Origin of the sequence: Paenibacillus sonchi (assembly GCF_016772475.1) — a bacterium.
Lineage (GTDB): Bacteria > Bacillota > Bacilli > Paenibacillales > Paenibacillaceae > Paenibacillus_AQ > Paenibacillus_AQ sonchi.
In genome coordinates this window covers 6,729,694-6,749,680 of the sequence record NZ_CP068595.1, presented here as the reverse complement: position 1 = coordinate 6,749,680, position 19,987 = coordinate 6,729,694, and the positions used below count along the sequence as shown (strand labels likewise).

The 19,987-nt window shown below is 49.3% G+C and carries 23 protein-coding genes, 1 pseudogene, 1 riboswitch and 1 other annotated feature; of the genes and pseudogenes, 12 read left to right on the top strand and 12 right to left on the bottom strand.

Features of this window, described 5'->3' with window-relative positions; genetic code table 11:
* Positions 1–52: 52 nt before the first annotated feature.
* The 8 genes and pseudogenes from JI735_RS30365 to JI735_RS30340 form a co-directional block, all read right to left on the bottom strand.
* On the bottom strand, positions 53–1,045 hold the full coding sequence (locus JI735_RS30365) for a 3-oxoacyl-[acyl-carrier-protein] synthase III C-terminal domain-containing protein (protein ID WP_039836094.1): 993 nt from the start codon (positions 1,043–1,045) through the stop codon (positions 53–55).
* Between the two features lie 98 nt (positions 1,046–1,143).
* Positions 1,144–1,494, bottom strand: a complete 351-nt coding sequence (locus tag JI735_RS30360; RefSeq protein ID WP_039836093.1) for a hypothetical protein — start codon at positions 1,492–1,494, stop codon at positions 1,144–1,146.
* A gap of 181 nt (positions 1,495–1,675) precedes the next feature.
* Entirely contained in the window at positions 1,676–2,044 is a 369-nt protein-coding gene (locus JI735_RS30355; RefSeq protein ID WP_039836092.1) for a carboxymuconolactone decarboxylase family protein, read from the bottom strand.
* Positions 2,045–2,117: 73 nt separating this feature from the next.
* On the bottom strand, positions 2,118–3,386 hold the full coding sequence (locus JI735_RS37570) for a thiamine pyrophosphate-binding protein (RefSeq protein WP_325175554.1): 1,269 nt from the start codon (positions 3,384–3,386) through the stop codon (positions 2,118–2,120).
* Positions 3,387–3,463: 77 nt separating this feature from the next.
* Positions 3,464–3,730 carry a thiamine pyrophosphate-binding protein gene (locus tag JI735_RS37565; protein WP_325175643.1) on the bottom strand — a complete coding sequence of 89 codons (267 nt, stop codon included), beginning with the start codon at positions 3,728–3,730 and terminating at the stop codon, positions 3,464–3,466.
* Between the two features lie 147 nt (positions 3,731–3,877).
* Positions 3,878–3,971: riboswitch (cyclic di-GMP riboswitch) on the bottom strand.
* Positions 3,972–4,470: 499 nt separating this feature from the next.
* A pseudogene (locus JI735_RS38020) lies at positions 4,471–5,004 on the bottom strand (methyl-accepting chemotaxis protein); the annotation flags it as partial.
* Positions 5,005–5,018: 14 nt separating this feature from the next.
* Entirely contained in the window at positions 5,019–5,720 is a 702-nt protein-coding gene (locus tag JI735_RS38015) for a HAMP domain-containing protein (RefSeq protein ID WP_411830010.1), read from the bottom strand.
* A gap of 132 nt (positions 5,721–5,852) precedes the next feature.
* Positions 5,853–6,848, bottom strand: coding sequence for a helix-turn-helix transcriptional regulator (locus JI735_RS30340; protein WP_063822095.1), 996 nt, complete (start codon positions 6,846–6,848; stop codon positions 5,853–5,855).
* 151 nt (positions 6,849–6,999) lie between these two features.
* On the opposite strand from JI735_RS30340, the gene JI735_RS30335 reads away from it, so the two are divergent.
* Positions 7,000–7,848: an SDR family NAD(P)-dependent oxidoreductase gene (locus JI735_RS30335; RefSeq protein ID WP_233476123.1), complete on the top strand. Its 849-nt coding sequence runs from the start codon at positions 7,000–7,002 to the stop codon at positions 7,846–7,848.
* 99 nt (positions 7,849–7,947) lie between these two features.
* On the opposite strand, the gene serA is transcribed toward JI735_RS30335, so the two are convergent.
* Entirely contained in the window at positions 7,948–9,540 is a 1,593-nt protein-coding gene (gene serA / locus JI735_RS30330) for a phosphoglycerate dehydrogenase (protein WP_202676736.1), read from the bottom strand.
* A 239-nt stretch (positions 9,541–9,779) separates the two neighbouring features.
* Positions 9,780–10,008: a binding site (T-box leader), on the bottom strand.
* A 183-nt stretch (positions 10,009–10,191) separates the two neighbouring features.
* Positions 10,192–11,007: a hypothetical protein gene (locus JI735_RS30325; RefSeq protein WP_202676735.1), complete on the bottom strand. Its 816-nt coding sequence runs from the start codon at positions 11,005–11,007 to the stop codon at positions 10,192–10,194.
* A gap of 154 nt (positions 11,008–11,161) precedes the next feature.
* Between JI735_RS30325 and JI735_RS30320 the strand changes: the two genes are divergently transcribed.
* The 6 genes from JI735_RS30320 (at position 11,162) to JI735_RS30300 (ending at position 14,707) form a co-directional block, all read left to right on the top strand.
* Entirely contained in the window at positions 11,162–11,755 is a 594-nt protein-coding gene (locus JI735_RS30320) for a CPBP family intramembrane glutamic endopeptidase (protein WP_039836086.1), read from the top strand.
* Complete coding sequence (locus JI735_RS30315) at positions 11,752–12,129, top strand: hypothetical protein (protein ID WP_039836085.1); 378 nt, start codon at positions 11,752–11,754, stop codon at positions 12,127–12,129. The genes JI735_RS30320 and JI735_RS30315 overlap by 4 nt, the downstream gene beginning before the upstream one ends.
* Entirely contained in the window at positions 12,123–12,347 is a 225-nt protein-coding gene (locus JI735_RS30310; protein ID WP_202676734.1) for a hypothetical protein, read from the top strand. The genes JI735_RS30315 and JI735_RS30310 overlap by 7 nt, the downstream gene beginning before the upstream one ends.
* 44 nt (positions 12,348–12,391) lie before the next feature.
* Complete coding sequence (locus tag JI735_RS38010; RefSeq protein ID WP_411830009.1) at positions 12,392–12,691, top strand: hypothetical protein; 300 nt, start codon at positions 12,392–12,394, stop codon at positions 12,689–12,691.
* Positions 12,580–12,963: a metallophosphoesterase family protein gene (locus JI735_RS30305; RefSeq protein WP_202676733.1), complete on the top strand. Its 384-nt coding sequence runs from the start codon at positions 12,580–12,582 to the stop codon at positions 12,961–12,963. The genes JI735_RS38010 and JI735_RS30305 overlap by 112 nt, the downstream gene beginning before the upstream one ends.
* A 469-nt stretch (positions 12,964–13,432) precedes the next feature.
* Complete coding sequence (locus JI735_RS30300) at positions 13,433–14,707, top strand: IS4 family transposase (protein ID WP_202676497.1); 1,275 nt, start codon at positions 13,433–13,435, stop codon at positions 14,705–14,707.
* Between the two features lie 323 nt (positions 14,708–15,030).
* Here JI735_RS30300 and JI735_RS37100 read toward each other — a convergent pair whose 3' ends face one another.
* Both JI735_RS37100 and JI735_RS30295 read right to left on the bottom strand, forming a co-directional pair.
* A complete protein-coding gene (locus tag JI735_RS37100; protein ID WP_267919050.1) occupies positions 15,031–15,162 on the bottom strand; it encodes a hypothetical protein in 132 nt (43 codons plus the stop codon).
* A gap of 47 nt (positions 15,163–15,209) precedes the next feature.
* On the bottom strand, positions 15,210–16,178 hold the full coding sequence (locus JI735_RS30295) for a polysaccharide deacetylase family protein (RefSeq protein ID WP_411830008.1): 969 nt from the start codon (positions 16,176–16,178) through the stop codon (positions 15,210–15,212).
* A gap of 85 nt (positions 16,179–16,263) precedes the next feature.
* Between JI735_RS30295 and JI735_RS30290 the strand changes: the two genes are divergently transcribed.
* From JI735_RS30290 to ypeB, 5 genes are all read left to right on the top strand, one after another.
* A complete protein-coding gene (locus tag JI735_RS30290; RefSeq protein ID WP_039835110.1) occupies positions 16,264–16,635 on the top strand; it encodes a hypothetical protein in 372 nt (123 codons plus the stop codon).
* Positions 16,636–16,855: 220 nt separating this feature from the next.
* The gene (locus JI735_RS30285; RefSeq protein ID WP_039835109.1) at positions 16,856–17,470 is read left to right on the top strand and encodes a genetic competence negative regulator; all 615 of its coding nucleotides are present in this window, start codon (positions 16,856–16,858) and stop codon (positions 17,468–17,470) included.
* A 106-nt stretch (positions 17,471–17,576) separates the two neighbouring features.
* Positions 17,577–18,272 (top strand): glutamic-type intramembrane protease PrsW, encoded by a 696-nt coding sequence (gene prsW, locus JI735_RS30280; RefSeq protein ID WP_020427718.1) that lies wholly within the window; start codon positions 17,577–17,579, stop codon positions 18,270–18,272.
* 75 nt (positions 18,273–18,347) lie between these two features.
* Positions 18,348–18,494, top strand: coding sequence for a hypothetical protein (locus tag JI735_RS30275; RefSeq protein WP_020427717.1), 147 nt, complete (start codon positions 18,348–18,350; stop codon positions 18,492–18,494).
* Positions 18,495–18,606: 112 nt separating this feature from the next.
* Entirely contained in the window at positions 18,607–19,965 is a 1,359-nt protein-coding gene (gene ypeB / locus JI735_RS30270; RefSeq protein ID WP_039835108.1) for a germination protein YpeB, read from the top strand.
* Positions 19,966–19,987 lie beyond the last annotated feature (22 nt).

Here is a 19,987-nt window from a genome sequence, read left to right as displayed (position 1 = left end):
CTTGCGGACCGCTTTACTGCGTTACCGAGTAAGTTGAATTAAAGATGAATAACTAGTATTCCATTACAAACGCTACATTCTGCCAGCCCGCGCCAACAGTCCAGAACAGGACTTTATCGCCGCGTTCAATTTTTCCTGTAGTTACTGCTCTATGAAGGGCCACAAAAGGGCTGCTTGTAGAAGTATAGCCGAATTCATCACCGATGTAGACAGCGACATCGTCGCCGATCCCTGTTTTGCCGGAAACGGCCCGGATATTAGGCAGGGACAGCTGCGAGAAGCAAGCGGCTTTGATTGATTCAGGGTCAATGTTATTATTGCTAAGCAGTGTATTGATCGATTCAGAGGCGGCATCCACACATATCGAATCATCAAAAGGAATGAACTTCACATTGAACTCTCCGGCAGCTACACCATTTCTTCCGAGGTTAGCCAAGCCTTCAGCGGGGAACATTGAGTTGCCATAGACACAAGTGTCGGTCTGATAGATGGAATCGATGAAGCCTACGGAATGTTCATCCCTTTCCAGAATAAGAGCTGCTGCAGCGTCGCCGAAGTTGGCGTAGTAGACAGGATCATTTTTGTCGGCATGCGGAGCCACGTGATCGGAGCCAATGACCAGCGCACGGCGGATTCTCGGATTGGCCATCATCTGACGGCTTACCTGCTCTACCGAGGCGGTCATGCCTGCGCAGTTCGCGTTGCTGTCAATGCAAATGGCATGGGACGGGCCGCCGATCAAACGGTGGATCATGAGAGAGTTGGTCGGGAAAATATATTCAGGAGTTTGGCTGGCATATGCAATCAGGTCAATGTCGGCACCGGTAAGTCCCGTCTTGTCCAGCACATTGCTGGCTGCTTCAAAAGCCATAGTCAGAGAGTTTTCTTCGCTGCTGTCGATGCTATACCGGCTTTCACGGCCCAATGCAGCCAGAAGTCCACGGATATCAATACCCTTTTCGTCAAAATGCTGTATGAAAAAATCGTTGCCAATCTTTTTGCTTGGATGATAGATATCAATATCCTTAATTCGTATCCCGGCCATGGTTAATCCCCCTAAAAGTGTTATGTGCGCTTCTTCACAGCCATAGAGTTGTACAAAACCCGCTTCTCGTGCAGATTTGTGATCCGCCGGACAATAACTTAAGCCTGAGCAGTCGAAGTAATCTCCAGATTTTCAAGTCCTGCTTTGCGGCCCAGACGGGCAAGCTGCATTTTGAGGATCGGGTTATTTTCAAGAGTCAGGCTTACTTTTTCGAAGCCATCCGCTTTGAACATGACGAAGCATCCTTCCAGCAATGGCACGACATCAGGAGCAGTCACGTTCAGTTTTCTGCAGTCAATCTGCAGCGCATATTCTGAAGGGGTAATCGGGTTGACGGTTTGCTGATAGGCTTGGATCGATTTGAGGCCGTCCTCATTGGAGAAGGTCCCTTCTAACTCGATATTAATGATTTTTTTGTCGGAATCGGTTTTCAAAATAAATTTACCCATGTGCTCATCTCTCCCAAAATTGAATGTGTTTCAGTATTGAATCTATCCACCAACCTTAGAGTTTTATGCCTTAATTCGACATTTAAAGCTTAGTATTGGGATAAATTCCCTTCCATATAATCATATATTTATCGAATATGCAATAAAAAAGTCGAATCGTGTATAAAAAAGTCGAAAAAAATTATTCGATTTCCTTCAGTGTGGCAAGCAGCACATTAAAAGCTGAAATGACTCTGGGCGCACCGACAACGGGCACCAGATGCAGCAAAATACCTTTGATCTGATCCACAGTCATTCCGACGCTGAGCGCCATCACATAATGGACTCCGAGCTGCTCGAACTGTCCCATGGTAATCAGGGATGAAATAACGGCAATTTCCTTCCAATCCGAACCAATCGTTGTGCGCTGAAAAATGTCGCCATAGGCGTTGCCCATGATATACTCGGCCAGCTCCGGAAAATGCTCCTTGATTGGAGCCAGAGCTTTGGCACCGTAATTGCCAGACAGGTTGGAAAAATGCCTGAGACCGCTGTTAATTGTATCTTCCACAGAGATGCCTCCTGAATTGTGATGAGCGGCAAGGAGCAATCAAGATTGTAGAGGTCCTTGCCGCTGTTGATTCTTAGTTGAGATTCAAGGTTCGATGGGCCGTCGGAGGCACTTCAGTACGGTCGGTCAGCAGTTCAATTACAGCCACGCGGTTAGAGGCTACTGCAGCATGGATAGCAGATGTGAATTGTTCCAGAGTCTCGCATCTGTAGCCTGTGGCCCCCAAGGATTCAGCAAATTTCACGGCATCCATAGGAACTTCGAAGATCGTGCCGTCGATTCTGCCTGTTGTTTTTTCCATGCCCTTTAACGCCATATCGAGCTGCATATTGTTCACAACGATAAAGATCACGGGAATGTCCTTGCACACGGCCGTATTTATTTCTGTGCCAAGCATCATGAAGCAGCCGTCACCGGTAATGCAGAAAATCGTTTCTTCCGGTGAAGCCACCTTAGCGCCGATAGCCATCCCAATGGAATTGCCCATGCAGGCAAAATAGGCATCAAAGACAACGCTGCCGGGCTTTTTGACCTTGTACCATTTCGCGGCATTGAAGCCATGGCTGCCATCATCAACAAAAACGGTGTTGTTGTACGGGATCAGGTCGCTTAATGTGTCCATGACGGATGCAAGCGAAAGCTTGGGCAGAACCGGCAACTCTTCCGCATAATGAACATCGGTTTCTGTTTCGTGCTTTTTAATAGCAGCCGAATCAAAATTCTGAAGATAGAACGCAAGATTATCGCGTAAGTCCCCGCTTACAGCGATTGTCTCTGAGGTTAATATTTTTCCGACGAAGGTAGGGTCGACGTCAAATTGGATCAATGTTTTGGGATGATTCTCTGCTTTAAGATTGCAGATGGTCATATCGCTGAGACGCGAGCCAAGGACGATGAACACATCACTGCGGTTTAACAAATCCTCACCGTGCTTGCAGCCGCCGACACCGATGGGGCCGTGATACAGCGGGTGATCCCAGGCGATGGCACCCTTGCCGCCGGGAGAGGTGACCACCGGAATATTGAAGGTTTCAGCCAGTTGAAGAAGCTCCTCGTGCGCGCCGGAACGATTGACTCCTTTGCCCGCAATGATCAGAGGATGGCTTGATTCATTAATTACAGAAAGTACGCGTTCCAAATTACCGGCACTGACCAGATGTTCGCGCTCAGGGATAACAATCCGGCATTCTTCCAGCATTTCGGTCTGCACATCAAACGGGATACAGAGATGAACCGGTCCCCGTTGTCCGCTCAAGGCAATGGAGACGGCATGATTGAAAATCGTGCCGAAATGATCGCCGCGTTCCACCAGCTTGCTGTAAAGGGTCGCGGGTCTGAACATGTCCGCCAGATCGGCCAGATAAGCTGAAGAATCCTGGCACTGGGGAATCCCCAGCTCCTTGATGGATTGGTGTCCTGTTATAAAAAGTACGGGAAGATTATTCGCCTTGGCATGTGCTGCGGCGGTGAGAAGATTGGTACCCCCGGTCCGGAGGTCCCAAAAGCCACTCCGAGTTTCCCTGTTTTGAGAGCATAGCCGGCGGCTTCGAACCCGGAACTGGATTCGTGTCTCCCTGGAATAAATTCAATGCCGTAATCCACCATTTTCAGGACTACGGGACAAATAGACTTGCCGATTATGCCAAAGGAATGTGTTACACCGAGGTTTCGTAGTGCCTCAGCCATATAATCTGAAACTGTTTTCAAAGGAAATCCACCCCACCCAATGTTTTTTTTATTTATTCAGCAAAATAGAAAACCTGTACTCATGAGAGCACAGGTTGGCTGCGTAAATAACCATAGAGAACGCAGGAAAACCCGGACGTTCGGCTGTTCAGCAACCTGGCTGTCATGGTCCCATAGAAATGAGACTGTAGATCCATGGCTTTGCGTCATTCCCTTTCGGTGAATTTTGCCAATATGTGTTAAAGAAAATAATACCTTTTTTTATTTTACAATATATTTCTGACTCAGCTTTTGTCAATATATTTGTGCTGATAACCTCGGATTTTGGCGAATCCTGCCTGATCGCATCCATGTGAAAAACAGTATCATTTTGTATATATATAAGAATGAATGAGAAAAAAGAGCTAATGAAAAAAAGTCCAAAAATGCAAACTGTGAAGAAATATTGAAATAATCTAAAAATGAGGATTTTGAACTATAAACTCACTTGCAGAAGGGTTGTTCAGCCATAATAAAGGAATGCATTGTAAAATTCACTATGTAAAAAGGACCACTGAATAAAGAGCGGTTCATCTGCAAATATCTGCATTCCAAAAACAGAGGCAGGCAAAAGGAGAGAAGTGCAAAAGAATGGAGGGGCTCTTCTAATGCAAAAAAACTGTAACTGATGAATATAACAGCGAAAATTTTGTGAACAAAAAAACTGCCGCAGGAAGGATACGGCAGTCTCCCCGTAACAGTTAAAATTTGAAAATATGAATCGTTTTTTGCAGCTGGAATACCGCTTGGGTCATTTTCTCAGTCTCCTCGGCAACGGATTGCAAGGCATGGATTTGCTCGTTCATCGCTGCGGAGACCTCTTCCGTTCCCGCCGCCGTTTCTTCGGTAATCGCGGAAATATTTTCGATGGCGCCGGAGATTTTGAGTGCGCTCTCCAGCATGAGGTCGCTTTCGGCAGAGAAAGAAGCAATTTGCTCGGTTATGTATTGGACGCTTTGCACAATCTGTGCGAAAATATTCGCTGTTTCGATGATCATCTCATTCTGTACCTGAACGACTTCCTCGTTAATGGCGATATTCTCGATCGCTTGCTTGATATCGTTCTCTATGCTGCGGACCAGACTGAATACCTCTTTGGTGGAGGCGGTAGATTCCTCGGCCAGCTTGCGTACTTCCTGGGCCACGACAGCAAAACCACGGCCATGTTCGCCAGCCCGGGCTGCTTCAATAGAGGCGTTGAGCGACAAGAGGTTGGTCTGCTCGGCGATTTCTGTGATCGTTTTGGTGATCATTGTAATCCCCGGGCATTTTGGGAAAGTGCTTCAATCGTGTCGGCCACCTTCTGGGTAGCTTGTATATTCTTGCGCATGCCTTCGGCTTGTGTATCCACCGATTGCCGTCCTTTTTCAACCAGTTCCAATGTATGTACAGACCGTCTGTTCATTTCCTTGGTCGAGCTCGTATAGTTGGAGACCTTGGTCTCTATGTCTTTGATGGATTCGGTCATGTCGGCAATGTCCACGGAGATTTCATTTGCGCCAAGAGCCAGTTCATTGGACGAGGAGGCGACCTGGGCCATTACTATCTTCAGATTCTGGTTCTTGTCTTCAATGCCGCGGCTGGCATCCATAACCTGGCGGGTAATCTGCGAAGCATCAGTAAGGATCTTTTTCAGCTTATCGATCATGGTATTGAAGGACCGGCTGATATCCCCCATAGAGCCGTTCTCGTCGGCCCGGCTGGTAAAGTCGCCTTTTGCAATGGTGTGTGTAACATTAGAAATGTCGTCAAACGAAGATGTAAGCGTTCTCTCAATGAAGCGTGAAAGAGGGAAGGTAAGAGCTGCCAATACCGCTACCAGTATTATTCCGATAACAACCTTGCCCATGATCAATAAAGTGATCAGTACAGGAACTGCAAATAATGCGGCGATCAGATAACATCCGGCAACAATTCTCTGTTTTAGCGGAAGCTTGTTCATCCAGTCCATAATAACTATTCCCCCTAATAAATATGTTGAGTATTGTAATATTATAGGCGATTTCAGGACGTTAGGTCTATTGTAAGAATTGACATAATTTATTACGGGAAACAGCTATCTTTTCCTGGGCGGACCAAGTGCCTATTCTTGCTGCGGACGGGAATTTCCCGGAAGGGAACGTCTTACCCTGCGGCCCAGCAGGACTGTTTTTAAGGCAGCCTTATATACTCTGACACGCAATTCCTCCGGTTCCCCGATGATCACATTAGGACCTAAGGACAACATCACCCGGCAAGCTGCTTCTATAGTGTTGAACTCTGCTTCAACCTTTAGCCACACAGAACCTGGGGAATCCTCCATGGATAGCACTGTAACATAACGTTCCTGGCTTAATACTGGCAGGGAAGAAGATTGCAATGAAAATTTGGCCTTATAGCTGGGGAGGGCCGATTTGAAGGATACTTTGGATGACTCCCAATAGCTTGTAAGCTCAAAATCGTCAGGCCGAATATAAGCTTCATCTATCATTTGACAGGCAATGATTCTTGAGACCCGGTAGGTTCTGAATTGCCCGTCATGCTCCCCGATAACATACCAGACCCCTTGTTTAGCCACCAAACCCAGCAGTCCGATCTTTCTGTTCTTTACTTCCCCGCTGCGGAGATAGGAGATATTTACCTTCCGGTCTTCCCAGAGGGCCGTCTGCAATACGGAGAGAAAGGGGAAACTCTCTTTGGAGGGAACCCATCCTTCACTGTCTATATGAATACGCTGGTTAAAATAGTTGGCGGAAGGGAATGTATTCGCAGTGGCAGCAGCCTCCAGCTTGCGTGTGGCAAGCGTGTAATCCTCATGAATACCAAGATCCTGTAAAATGGCCGGATCGGCTGAGAGCAGCAGTGCGCCTATTTCTTTGGGCTTCATGCCGGTAAGCGAGGTCCTGTAGCCCTCTGTGAGCATCCAGCCTCCTTCCCGGCCTCTTTCAGCCAATACGGGGATTCCAGAGGCGCTCAGCGCCTCCATATCGCGAAATATCGTTCGTTCAGACACCTCCAGGGTGCCGGCAAGCTCACGGGAGGTGACTTTGCCGCGGTTCTGCAGCAGAAGCAGGATGGATAATAAACGGTCGGCTCTCATAACGTCCTCCTCACAGGGGTACCTTAATTTCAATCTTTTTCAGTTTATCATATATATATGTCAATTGATGTCATATATAGAGTTTATGATAACACTATAGCAAGCACAAGAACACATAAATCCAGGATCAAGAATGATGAGGGGAGCGGTAATGATGACTAATCTGCAAGGGAAAGTGGCGCTGGTTACCGGAGGAAGCCGGGGAGCCGGCCGGGGAATTGCTTTGGAGCTGGCAAAAGCGGGAGCATACGTGTATATTACAGGCAGAAGCAGGGGACTTTCACAAGAGGACCGGCGTAAAGGAACCATTGACAGTGTGCTGGACGAGATCAGGGCGGCTGGAGGAGAAGGGGAAGCGGTCCGCTGCGACCATACCCGGGATAGTGAGACAGAAGCAGTCATCCGGCGGATATCGTCGGAGCAGGGCAGGCTGGATATCCTGGTCAACAATGTGTGGGGCGGCAACGAGCGGTCCATCGCGAGCAAACCCTTCTGGGAGCTGCCTACAGACCATTGGAGCCATATGTTCGATGCGGGAGTGAGGGCGCAGCTTATGACGAATTATTACGCCATTCCGCTGATGCGCAGCAACCGGGAAGGCGGTGGAATCATTATTCATACAACGTATTGGGACCACTACAAATACATTGACAACTTTTATTATGACTTGGCCAAAAATGCGCTGGTACGCATGGCTTTTGGATTGTCTGTAGAACTTGCGGCAGACAGAATAGCCGTGATTCCGCTTTCGCCCGGCTGGATGCGGACCGAACTGGTTCTGGAGAGCCTGAATACGGATGAAGAGCACTGGCAGGACGTGGCTGAGCTGCACAGCAGTGAGTCCACTGCCTATATCGGGCGGGCCGTGGTTCGGCTGGCTGCTGACCCGGAGGTATTGGCCATGACGGGAATCCCGCAGCAGGTAGGCAGCCTTGCGGAAAAATACGGTTTCACTGATGTGGATGGACGGCTTGTCCCGGTGTTTAAAGTACCGGAATAAATAAAATCGCTCTTTTGAAATGGCGCCGGAAGGCTTCCATTTTCGAAAGAGCGATTTTTTTGCTAACTTGCCAGAGCTATAGATGAAGTGAAATGGTTTCTACAGCAGAACAATCTCTTCGGCAGTGTTAATTTCCGGCAGGCCGGCGAGCTTCACCAGCACCTGCTGAGGCACCGCTTTATCCACGGTCAAAAGCATGATGGCTGCACCGCCGACAATTTTGCGTCCCACCTGCATCGAAGCGATGTTAACATCGTTCTGTCCCAGCAGCGTGCCGACGAGACCGATAATGCCCGGCTTGTCGTTGTGGGAGATCACAATCTGATGGCCTTCCGGAGCGATATCGACCGGGAATTTATTGACCTGAACAATGCGTTCCCCGTAACCCTGGAGCAATGTTCCGGCAACCAGGCGCTCTTCATCCGGCTCGGCTTTCAGTGTAACCGTGATAAGGTTGGTGAAGCCTTTGGTCTTGGAGGCTTTGGTCACGACAACATTGACATCGCGCGTTTTGGCCAGATGCATGGAGTTGACGATGTTGACATCGCCGCCGAAATGGCGGGTGAACACGCCTTTCACGATATAGCGGGTTAGCGGCTGTGTATCCACATCCGAAAGGTCCCCGGCATATTCAACATGTATTTCACGGATAGCGCCGCCGGTCAGCTGTGATGCAAAGCTGCCAAGCTTCTCTCCCAGCGTGAAGTATGGCTGAAGCTTGTTCATAACGCTTGGTGCAACCGGAGGAATGTTAACAGCGTTGATGAACGGCTCGTTGCGCAGAATATGCAGCACCTGCTCCGATACATCGATCGCTACATTCTCCTGGGCTTCTACAGTCGAAGCGCCCAGATGCGGAGTCACGATAATTTTCGGATGGGAGAGGAATGGATGATCCGCTTGAGGCGGCTCTTTTTCAAATACGTCGAACGCAGCTCCGGCAACGATGCCGCTGTCGATGGCTTCAACCAGCGCCATTTCGTCGATTACGCCGCCGCGGGCACAGTTGACGATGCGCATGCCTTTTTTCATGACTTCAAATTGCGGCCGGGAGATCATATGGCGGGTTTCCGGGGTGAGCGGGGTATGCACAGTGATGAAATCCGCGCCGCGGACAATATCATCCACCGAAGCCAGCTTCACCTCAAGTTTTTCCGCACGGTCAGCGGTCAGGAACGGGTCATAGGCAAGAATGTTCATGCCGAAGGCTTTGGCCCGTTTGGCCACCTCGCTGCCGATCCGGCCCATACCGAGTACGCCCAGTGTTTTGCCGCGAAGCTCTACGCCCAGGAATGTTTTTCTATCCCAGACACCGGAGATGGTTTTGGCATAGGCTTGAGGAATATGCCGGGCCAATGCCATCATCATGGCAAATGCGTGCTCACAGGTCGTGATTGTATTTCCGTCAGGAGCGTTGATGACAACAACACCGTGCTGTGTAGCTGCTTCCAGCTTAATATTGTCGACGCCTACGCCGGCGCGGCCGATCACCTTCAGCTTAGTACCCGCTGCAATAATCTTCTCCGTCACCGTAGTCTGGCTGCGGACGAGCAAGCCATCGTATTCCCCGATGATAGCGATAAGTTCGTCTTCACTGAGCCCGGTTTTTTTGTCTACAGTCACATCACTTGCGTCCATTAATTGCTGAATGCCCAAATCGCTGATCGGATCCGATACTAATACTTTAAACATGGTTTCTTGTCCTCCTTAAATTTGGAAAGCTATATATGCCCAAGGATGCCCTGAAAAGGCAGTCCACAGTACCAGAAGCAGATAAAAATGCATGAGAAATATGTCGAAATAACGGGGCAACGCGCTGTCGCATAAAAGAAAATATGTGCAGCAGACCGGCAACCCCTGGAACATAGGCCTTATGGCCGTTTCCGGAATTTGGATAACAAAAAAACTCCCAACCCCATACTACTGCCGTAGTAAGGGACGAGAGTTGTCGTGGTACCACCCTAATTCACTGCAACTGTTGAAGAAGCAGCCTCATTGGCCTGCAAAGGCCACACTGGTAACGGAGATGATCCGATTGTGCCTACTGTAAGGTTCGACACAATATCTCAGGAGCGCTAAAGAGTTCTGTCCGCCACCGGTTTGCACCAACCACCGGCTCTCTGAAGACTTGCAGAATCTTTGTTCCATCATCGGTTTTGCTTGATTAATTTTTCATAATGTAACATGAGGGTGCCAGATGTGTCAATAGGCTTATTGCAGAGCCGCTGTCTTGAAGTGGACCTCATTTTTCGTTATGATGCAATAGCTGGTTCTAACTTGCAATTACAGTGTCTTCTTTTGAAATCTCACCGCCTGAGTGCCGCTTATGAGCGGCATGGATAGCTACTCATAAAAAAACGGAAGCTGAGGCATCGTTTCTTTGCCATAATATTGCTCGCGCCACTTCATGAAATCCTGTTCCTGCACTGCTCCCGTGGAGATTAGAAGGGAAACGGAGGATTGAATGTCCTTAAGTTTCAGCGAGCTGGCCGTGCCGGAATAGATCATATCGTCAATTTTGGCCGTAATATCCTGCGGATCATACGCTGCATAGATGGCGCGGTTCAGCATAATGTCGGCAATGGATGCGTTTTTGAGCAGCAGGGGCATCTTTTTCCATTGCACGAAAGAGAGGGTTTTCAGCTCTCCGGCCTCCGCAGGAATTTTACTGCTGCTCTTGGCCCCCCATTTGAGCATGGAGTCATAGAAATTTTTCTGCGCCAGCAGGCCGAATTTGACCGCGTTGGCTGTGAAATTGTCGTTTTTCAGTACTTTTGCCGTTTCAGCCCCGGATGCGCCTGCGGTTACTTTGCTGGAGGCCTGGGAGAACAAGGTCAGACTCTTCAGGATATTCAACTGGGATTCGTAAAGCAAAGGCGAACTTGTAAAAATGGAATCCTGTGTCACCTTGTCATACTGCTTGTCTGCCAGAATGCTGAGATTCTTCAGTGCTGCAGCGTTTTCGCGTGCATCTGTGCTGCGGGCCAGGTTGTCCAGCCCATCGTTCCAATTGCGCTTGAATTCCCGGTAGGGCAAAAATACGTTATGATAGAAGGTAACAAGATCCTGCTGCTGATAGGAGCCGGAGAATTCCTCGACAGCTTCTTTATTATCGAGGTGTGCGTATTTAGCCTCTGTCTTGTCGGCCCCGACCTTCACTCCCGTAAAAAAGCGGCGAATGCGGAAATCAGAAAAAACAGAAAACCTAGTGTGTATAACATTTGAGTGCGGGAGGTACGGCTGTTCATAATTAATGCTCCTTCGTCTAGGGAAATTATCTTATGTAAAAACAATATAGAACAGGCAGGTTACAATGAAAAAATTCAAATTTGGCGATATCAAGATCAAAAAAGCTGATCCCCAGCAGTTAACTGACAAGCTCCTTATACTTAATCTGTATATAACGCAGGGTCTTACTTTATTTATCGGCTTGATATGGATATTATTGCAGAAAAGAAATCCCATTCACATATTAAATTTTCCGGACAACGCACAATTTGTGTATTGGGCCCTTGGGCTCGCTGCAATTATGCTGGTTGTGGACTTCCTGCTGACACATATTGTTCCTGAAGACAGCATGGATGACGGAGGGATTAACGAGCTGTTATTCGGCAAAAGGCCATTGTGGCATATTCTTGTCATTGCTGCCATCGTGTCCGTCTGCGAGGAGCTGTTGTTCCGGGGAGCAGTTCAACATACATTTGGACCTTATTGGACCAGCATATTGTTTGCCGTGATCCATGTCCGATATCTGCGCCACTGGATTCCAACGGGGTGGGTGTTCCTCAGCAGCTACGGCCTGGGTTACATTTACATCCATTCAGGAACGCTTTGGGCACCGATTCTGTGCCATTTTATTATTGATGTGTTTTCGGGTCTAGTGATCCGTTACCGGAGGGCGTCATGAGCGAAGAACTCAGCCGGGTAAAGTCCCGCAAGAAACCGAATAAAGCTGAACAACCTTCTGCGGCCAAAAGAAAAAATCGGTCGCGCGTTTCATCAGCATCCCAAACAGCCGCTGAAACGCCCTTCGCGGGATCAGGTACCCTGTCGAGAAAAAGCCGTTATTCCACAGCACCGTCCAGGAAAGCGGCCAAACGGGATGAAATGTCTGCGGACGGAGAAACAGCCACACCTTCCCGGACCGAAACCTACCCCTCCGAACGGCTGCGTTTCAGCAAAATGTTCATTAATTCATTAATAATTATTTTTATACTGCTGCTCGGCTTCCTGTTGTGGTGGGGACTCAACGGGGCGCCGGACCTGAATACCTTATGGTAGCTGTCTGGCTGCTGGGTATTGCGGGAATCTGCGTGCTCTTGCTGGTATTATTTGGATTTTTGATGCTGGCGGCTGCCTTCAGGAACCATATTATTGCCGAGGAAATATTTCTTGAGGCTCTCCCCAAGGAATTTGACGGCTTCCGCATCCTGTTTATTTCAGACATTCACCGGCGCTGCCTTCCAGTCAAGCGGCTGAGCCCGATGAAGGGGAAATAGATGCCGTTTTCCTTGGAGGAGACCTGACGGAAAAGGGCGCTTCCATGAAACGCCTGTACGATAATATGACCCTGGCAGCAGCACTCGCACCTGCCTATGCTGTACATGGAAATCATGATTACCGGGCGAATATAACGCTTGTGGACAATATCATACGCGGCAGTGGAGTAAAGCTGCTGCAGGATGAGAGCATTACGATACAAAAAAAGGGAGCAGGTTGCTGCTTACCGGGGTGGATTTTCCGCGCACGGGAGGCAAGAGAGCATATAGGCCGCTTCCGCCGTTGTCCAGCGCAGAGGCCCCGCTCTGCCGGATCATTCTTGTCCATGACCCGCTCTGGCTGACCCGGCAATCCGAAGTCCCGGCTGACCTTGTACTTGCCGGCCACACCCACGGAGGCCAGGTGGTTTTGCCTTTTGTCGGCCACAGGCATGTAGATCCTTTCTACCGCCAGTATAACGCCGGCCACTATGTTATCCCAAGAAATGACGGCACAGGAAAGAAAGCCGGATTGCTGATCAGCCGCGGCTTCGGCACCGCACATCTTCCGCTGCGCTGGGGGAGCCGCGCGGAAATGCACGTTCTGACGCTCCGCCGGGGAGCAGGGCAACGCTAATACATTACATGCCGATGCAAAAAGAATGCTGGAAAACGGTATACCCTTTGACCAGAAATCGGCGGCTGGGTGAAATGAGTTCCCCTACTTCCACTTGGAGACGCCGTAGGATTTAATTGGAGTCGTTCTATAAGTAACCCTAGACTGAAATCAAAAACGGCTACACTGTCCGGTAAAGGATAGCGCAGCCGTTTTGTTCTTGTATAGGAAATTATACAGTGTAAAAAAAATGTGGATATCTTGGAAGACTCACAGGATATAAGCGATGCAGAAGGATGGGGCTCCATCCGCAGACTGAAGCGGACAGAGGAGCACTAGCGTTGCATAAAAGCTCCCACAACATTTGATTTAGATAAATTAACTATATTTGTGAAATTTTATTTTATTTTCATGGGCATAAACTGAAAAATCCCCTATTGTAAAGATGTAGGTCGTTATCCAACCCCAACTTTACAAAAGGAGACTCACCATGGATAACATACCTAAAATGACCGTCATTCGTCAATGCCTTTCTTTATTGCCTACCTTGTCCCCCACTTGCGTCCCTTTGGACTATGGGGTAAAAAAGCTGCGTACCCTCGCACTATTGCAGCTTTCGGTAACCGCTCATCTTTTGCGCTGGGAATCCTACCGCGAGTATGCGTGGCAGCTCGACGCTTCCCCTGATCTGCAGGAACTCCTAGGGCTTCCAAGCATTAGTGCTTCACAGGTCAGCCGGCGGATGAATCAGTTGCCTACGGCCTTGCTGGAACATCTGTTTTATGCCCTAACCCATCTTATCAAAAACCTGTCCCGTCCTGCCTCGAGCGGGCTGCTTCAGCGAGTCGGGCGGTTACTTCTTGTGGATGCCAGTTGCTTGAAACTTCCTGCCTTTTTGTCTGACTGGGCCCGGGTGACGCGGGACCGCTGCGGCGTTAAAATTCATGTCTCGTACGCGGTGACTTCCCCGGAACATACCTTCGTTCAGCACATGGTGCCTTCCACGGGGAATGTGAGTGACTACGAAGGATCGGATCTGTTGCTGCACGAGGAAGAGGTCACCTATGTCCTGGATCGCGGGTACGTATGCTACGAGCGGATGGACCGCTGGATTGAAGGTGGGCTGAATTTTGTGATGCGCATCGCCGACCACCATCAAGCCAATGTGCTCCACGAGCACCCCGTTCCGGAAGGAAGCCGCATCCTGCGGGACGCCACCGTCCAAATGGGGAGCGGATATACGGCGATGGAGCAACGCGTTCGTCTCGTCGAATTTACGGATGAAAAGGGACGATTGTACCGAATTGTGACCACGCAATGGGAGGCCTCCGCCGAAGATATCGCAGAGATATACAAGCACCGGTGGCTGATCGAACTCTTTTTTAAGTGGCTGAAGCAGCATCTGCGGTTGGTTCGCTTGCAAAGTACCCAGCCGCAGGGAATCTGGAATCATTTGTACCTCTCTCTGATTGCCCATGCGCTGACACTGTACATTCGTTACACGCAAGCGCCGGAGAAAACAGAATGGGAAGTCCTCAAACGATTACGAATTCATGCGGCCAAAGAGCACACGTGGGAAGAATTCATCCAGGAGCTCAATCGAAGGCCGACCCGAACGTCCAAAGGACGAAGAAAGACCGGGGCGAAGCGCAGAACACCGACACTCGACCATCCAGTAGCCTACACCAAAGCAGTCAACGAAAAACGGATCGTGGATCGGAAGCAGAAAAAAGCGGGTATCGAGCAGAACAAGAACAACAAATAAAGAGTGTTATGGAATAATATGGATGACAATGACCTACGCTTAAGAAAGGTCGTTCATTTTCTTCTTGACTGAATATATTGTGAAAATAATCACTAAATTCAATTGTCATTGCGGTTAATGTCAGTGTTTATGCAACGCTAGTGACAGAGGAGCCCTTATTTTGCCAAAAATCTTACTTTTTCAGCAGTTACGGACTCAGGAGCCGTTAAATCGTTCGATGGAGCCTGGAATAATGGGGAAAGGGACAAATAAAGGCAGCTCAGTCCGTTAGCCTGCGAAATAGACGAATCTTCCTTCAATAACGGCTCTCCTGTCCGTAACGGCTACGGATAGATCGCAGGAATACAACGATCCGTCTTCAGCATGCCCCCGTTGATTTGGGAGCGGTGGGGAGTCCCTGCGGCCGTAAGCCCCATGTTATTATTCACCCGCCAGGGTGATTTTGTCCATTGCACTTGTAACAGCACTCCCAGCTGTTTGCAACTGCAAGTACTGCCGCAGCTTAGCGCATTTTCAGTTCGATGCTTCGGGGATCGGCAAAGCTGTAGCCCTTGCCTTCCAGAGTGGTCAGCAGCGTATCCAGGGCTTCTACGGTCCACGGAAGCTCATGCATCAGGATGTTGCTGCCTGAATGAAGCTGATCCGTGACGTTGGTGATCAGCTTTGCTGTTTTGTTGGTGTCCTTCTCCTTCATTTCCCAGTCCAGAGAGCCGACCGACCAGGTCATATAGAGCAGGCCGTTCTCGGCAGCAATCTTCTTGCCTACATCTCCGCCTGCGCCATGGGGCGGACGGAAGAAGTGCGGAGCTTCACCGGTGACTTCCTTGACAATTTTCTGCACATCCTCAATTTGCTTCTTCACTTCAGCGTATGGCTTGTCCTTCAGTACGATATGATCCCAGCTGTGATTACCGATAATGCCGCCGCGGTCTTTGATGAGCTTCAGCAGCTCAGGGTGTTCCTTCACCCGGTAGCCGTTTACGAAGAAAATCGCCTTGGCATGATGCTTATCGAGTGTATCGATCAGTGAATTGATCATATCCGCTTCCTTGGGTCCATCATCGAAGGTGAGCAGGACGACCTTTTTGTTAGTGCCTTCCGCATTGGGTACAATGTCGTAATTTTTGTTCATGTGGTAAAGCAGGGGAACTTCTGCGGCGGGGGTACCGCCAACTGGCTGCTCACCGGACACCGCGCTGTTGTCTCCCGCCGGCTGCGGTGCTGAGCTTGAGGCGGCACCCGCTGCGCCCGCTGCGGCCGGTGCAGCTGATGGCTCCGCTTCAGGGGCTGAGCTTGCTTCCGGACTTGCGGCGGCCTGGGCCGATGGCTCCGGAGCTGCCTGCGCAGCAGACGCTGCAGGCTGCACCGTGGCTTCAGCGGCTGTATTCCCGCTGCTGCCGCCATTGCTGCAGGCTGACAGCAAAAGAGCGGACAGCAGCAGTATTGCTGTTGTTTTACCCACTTTTTTCATCTCGCTTTCTTGTTGTTAGGCTGTATGAGCGGCAATCTTTCCGCGAACACTAAGCATGATTTTACCATACAAGGAGGTTAGAGATATGAATACTTCGTCATTTTTATGCGGTGTGGTGCTGGGTGCAGCCGTCAGTACGATGATGTCCAAAAAACGGGGAGCCCTGATGTCCGGCCTGCTTCAGCAGAACGGTTCAATGCGCGGCGCCGGTGATAAAGCGAAGGATAAAATCATGGAGATGGCCATGACCAGCTTTGGAAGCACAGCATCCGGCGGCAAGCATGACAGCGGGGCGCACAGTGCCCACAGCAGCGGCGAAAATAAGGGGGAATCCAATTCCCAATACAGGGAAACCAATCTCAAAATGCTGAAGGATTTCATCCGCAGCAACCCTGATGTGAAGCATGAAGTCGAGCAAATTCTCAAGGATGCACATACCGCCGTACCGGGATTGTAACACAGGTAAGCTGCAGCAGAATCATTTTGGGGATCAAGTGTCGTCAAAATGATTCTTTTTTAACAAACCGCTTTCTCGGAGGGATGGAGAAATAATTTTTTATTTACGTGCATTTGCCGTTGCAAAATGATAACATACATACATAGTAACTATTTTTGGCTCATTACTCGGGACTCATCATACATTATAATAAATGAGCTTGCAAAAGGAGGATCCTGTCATGAGAATAGAGCGATTAAGTCAAGATAAGATACGGATTTTCCTCACTTTTGACGACCTGAGCGAGCGGGGCATCCAGAAGGAAGATATGTGGCAGGAAGTTCCCAAGGTGCATGACTTGTTTACGGAGATGATGGATCAGGCGTACAGTGAACTTGGTTTCGACGCTACAGGTCCGCTTGCCGTGGAAGTGTTCGCATTGCCCGCGCAAGGCATGGTCGTTATAGTGACTAGGGGAAAATATGATCACCATCAGTACGGTGCGTCCGGTGAAGAAGAATTGCCCGAAGAAATTTACGAAATGGAAGTTACACTGGAACAAAGCGACTCCATTGTATATGCATTCCGTGATTTTGAAGCTTTAGTTGAAGCAGCACATGTGCTCATCGGCAATATTACTTCTCAAGGAAAACTGTATTCTTATAATGATATATGGTATCTCTACTTTGATCCGAAGGAATTTGAGGAAGCCGCATTATCCGGTCTTGTCGGTGTGCTCTCCGAGTTCGGCGATTCATCGCCGGTAACCGAAGCCATGCTGGCTGAGTACGGCAAGGCGGTTATGCCGGAGAATGCGATTGAACTGATCTGCACTCATTTCAAACGCCAGCAATAACGGTGGAAGGGCTTGGAAGAGCAATCCTTAGGGTCCTTCTCCGTTTATCTTAGGGCAGCATGCACAGATGATTAGCTAGATGGACAGAACGTGGGGAGGGGAATCGGTGCTTTTGTTATCGGTCATTTCGTCAGCAGTGGCACCGGGACTTGCCCTGCTGACTTTTTTCTATCTCAAGGATAAGTACGATCAGGAGCCGCTTCACATGGTTCTGAAGGTGTTTCTGCTGGGTCTTTTGATTGTGTTTCCCATTATGATTATTCAAAGAGGGCTTGTGCTTGGGCTGGACGGCGGACCTTACGTCGATTCATTCCTCATCTCCTCCGGCGTGGAAGAATGCTTGAAGTGGTTTGTGCTGTACCATATGATCTACAATCATACCGAGTTTGACGAGCCATATGATGGAATACTATATGCTGTAGCGATATCGCTGGGCTTTGCAACAATAGAAAATATAATGTATGCCTGGTACAGCCACGCTTCAATCGGCTCCATGTTCATGCGCGCGCTGCTTCCGGTATCGGGGCATGCTATGTTTGGCGTCATTATGGGATATCATATGGGCAGGGCCAAGTTCTCAGGCGGAGTCCGGACAAGAGGAATTCTATTTATGTCCTTGCTGCTGCCTTGGCTGTGGCATGGAATCTATGATTTCATCCTCAGTACGATGACCAATACCTGGATTTGGTTCATCGTGCCTCTGATGGCTGTATTATGGTATGGAGGCATGGGCAAGGTGGCCCGTGCCAACAGCCGCTCCCCATTCCGGTTCCTGAAGCGAGAAGAAGAGATTAACCTATAGTAGAGGTGGACACACTTAATCTTATCGGATAGTTCCGTATGCAAGGAATTCCAGAGAGGAGCGAGGTGTCTTTTTTTGCGTGTAAAAGTTCGGATCATCTGCAAACAGTGCGGCGAAAGCTACATATTAAGAGGGAGCAAGGAGCAGGGTGTGATCCAGACCGGCTTCAAGCAATGTCTCTGCAACAGCAGCAGCGGCTTTGAGATTGAAGAACGGGCTTAGCCGGTGTTTTGGAAGGTATTCTCTTTAAGTTGCGGGCCGTTCGGGTGCATAAGACTTCTCAGTTATTGTCAAACTAACGGCAATAAGCTATTGAAAGGAGTCTTGCGGTCCTATGTACAAAAGATTAAGTGCCTTAATGTTCCCGATTACCGCGCTCTTGTTGGTTGGAGCGCTTGTGTGGGGGTACCAGGAAAACCAGGAAAAGAACTCGATTCTGATCAAAGCGGAAAACCAGTATCAACGGGCTTTTCATGACCTCTCCTATCATGTGGAGCAGCTGCATGGAGAACTCGGGAATACCCTGGCTGTTAACAGTACCTCGAGTAATATGCACCGCAAAGGGCTTGTGAATGTCTGGCGGCTGACCAGTGAAGCGCAGAATGAGATCAACCAGCTGCCGCTAACCCTGCTGCCATTCAGCAAAACAGAGGAGTTTTTATCAAAAATCTCCAACTTCTCTTACAAGGCTGCGGTGCGCGATTTCACCAAGAAACCGCTGACTGACAATGAAATAGGCAATTTAAAAGCGCTCTATAAGAACTCGGGTGAAATCTCCAAGGATCTGCAGGACGTACAGCACAAAGTCATTACCAACCGGCTTCGCTGGATGGACGTAGAATCTGCACTGGCAACAGAGGACAAAGCGGAAGACAACACGATTATCGACGGCTTCAAAACGGTGGACAAACGGGTGGCCGCTTATCCTGAACTGGATTATGGACCTTCTGTAGCCAGCATTTATGATAAACGCTCTGTGAAGAAGCTGGGAGGCAAGCCAGTTACTGCCGAAGATGTGAAACGAAAAGCGCTCAAATTTGCGGAACTCGGCGGCAATGCAAATGTAGAAGTTAAGGAGAACGGCAAGGGAACCGAGTGGGCCTCCTATACCGCTACGGTCACAAGCCAGAAGCATCAACAGCCGATCAGTATGGATTTTACTGTGGAGGGTGGACTGCTGATCTCCTATAATGACAACCGCAGCGTCGGTCCGGCTCAAGTGCCGATGAAGCAGGCCGTTGCCAATGCAGGGACGTTCCTGCAGCAAAAAGGGTATCCGGACATGACGGCTGTCAGCGCAGACAGATACGATAATTTGGGGAACCTGACCTTTGTAACGAGCCGTGACGGCGTGCTGATCTATCCGGAGAAAATCACTGTCCGCGTCGGACTGGATAACGGGGAGGCCACAGGTTTTCAGGCCAGCGATTATGTCCGTGAACGGCAGGAGAAACGGCAGATTCCCAAACCGGGGATGACCCTGGCCGCTGCCCGGAAAATGCTGCATCCGGAATTTAAAGAGATGTACAACCGGCTGGCCCTGATTGAAAATGAGGATGCCGAAGAGGTGCTGACCTATGAGTTCGGAGGCAGAATCAACGGCTCGCAGTACCGGATTTACTTAAATGCGGCAGACGGGCATGAGGAAACGGTGGAAGAGATCAGAACATCCTCAGGGGCCCAGGACAAATAATGGATTCCGCTTAATACAGGGT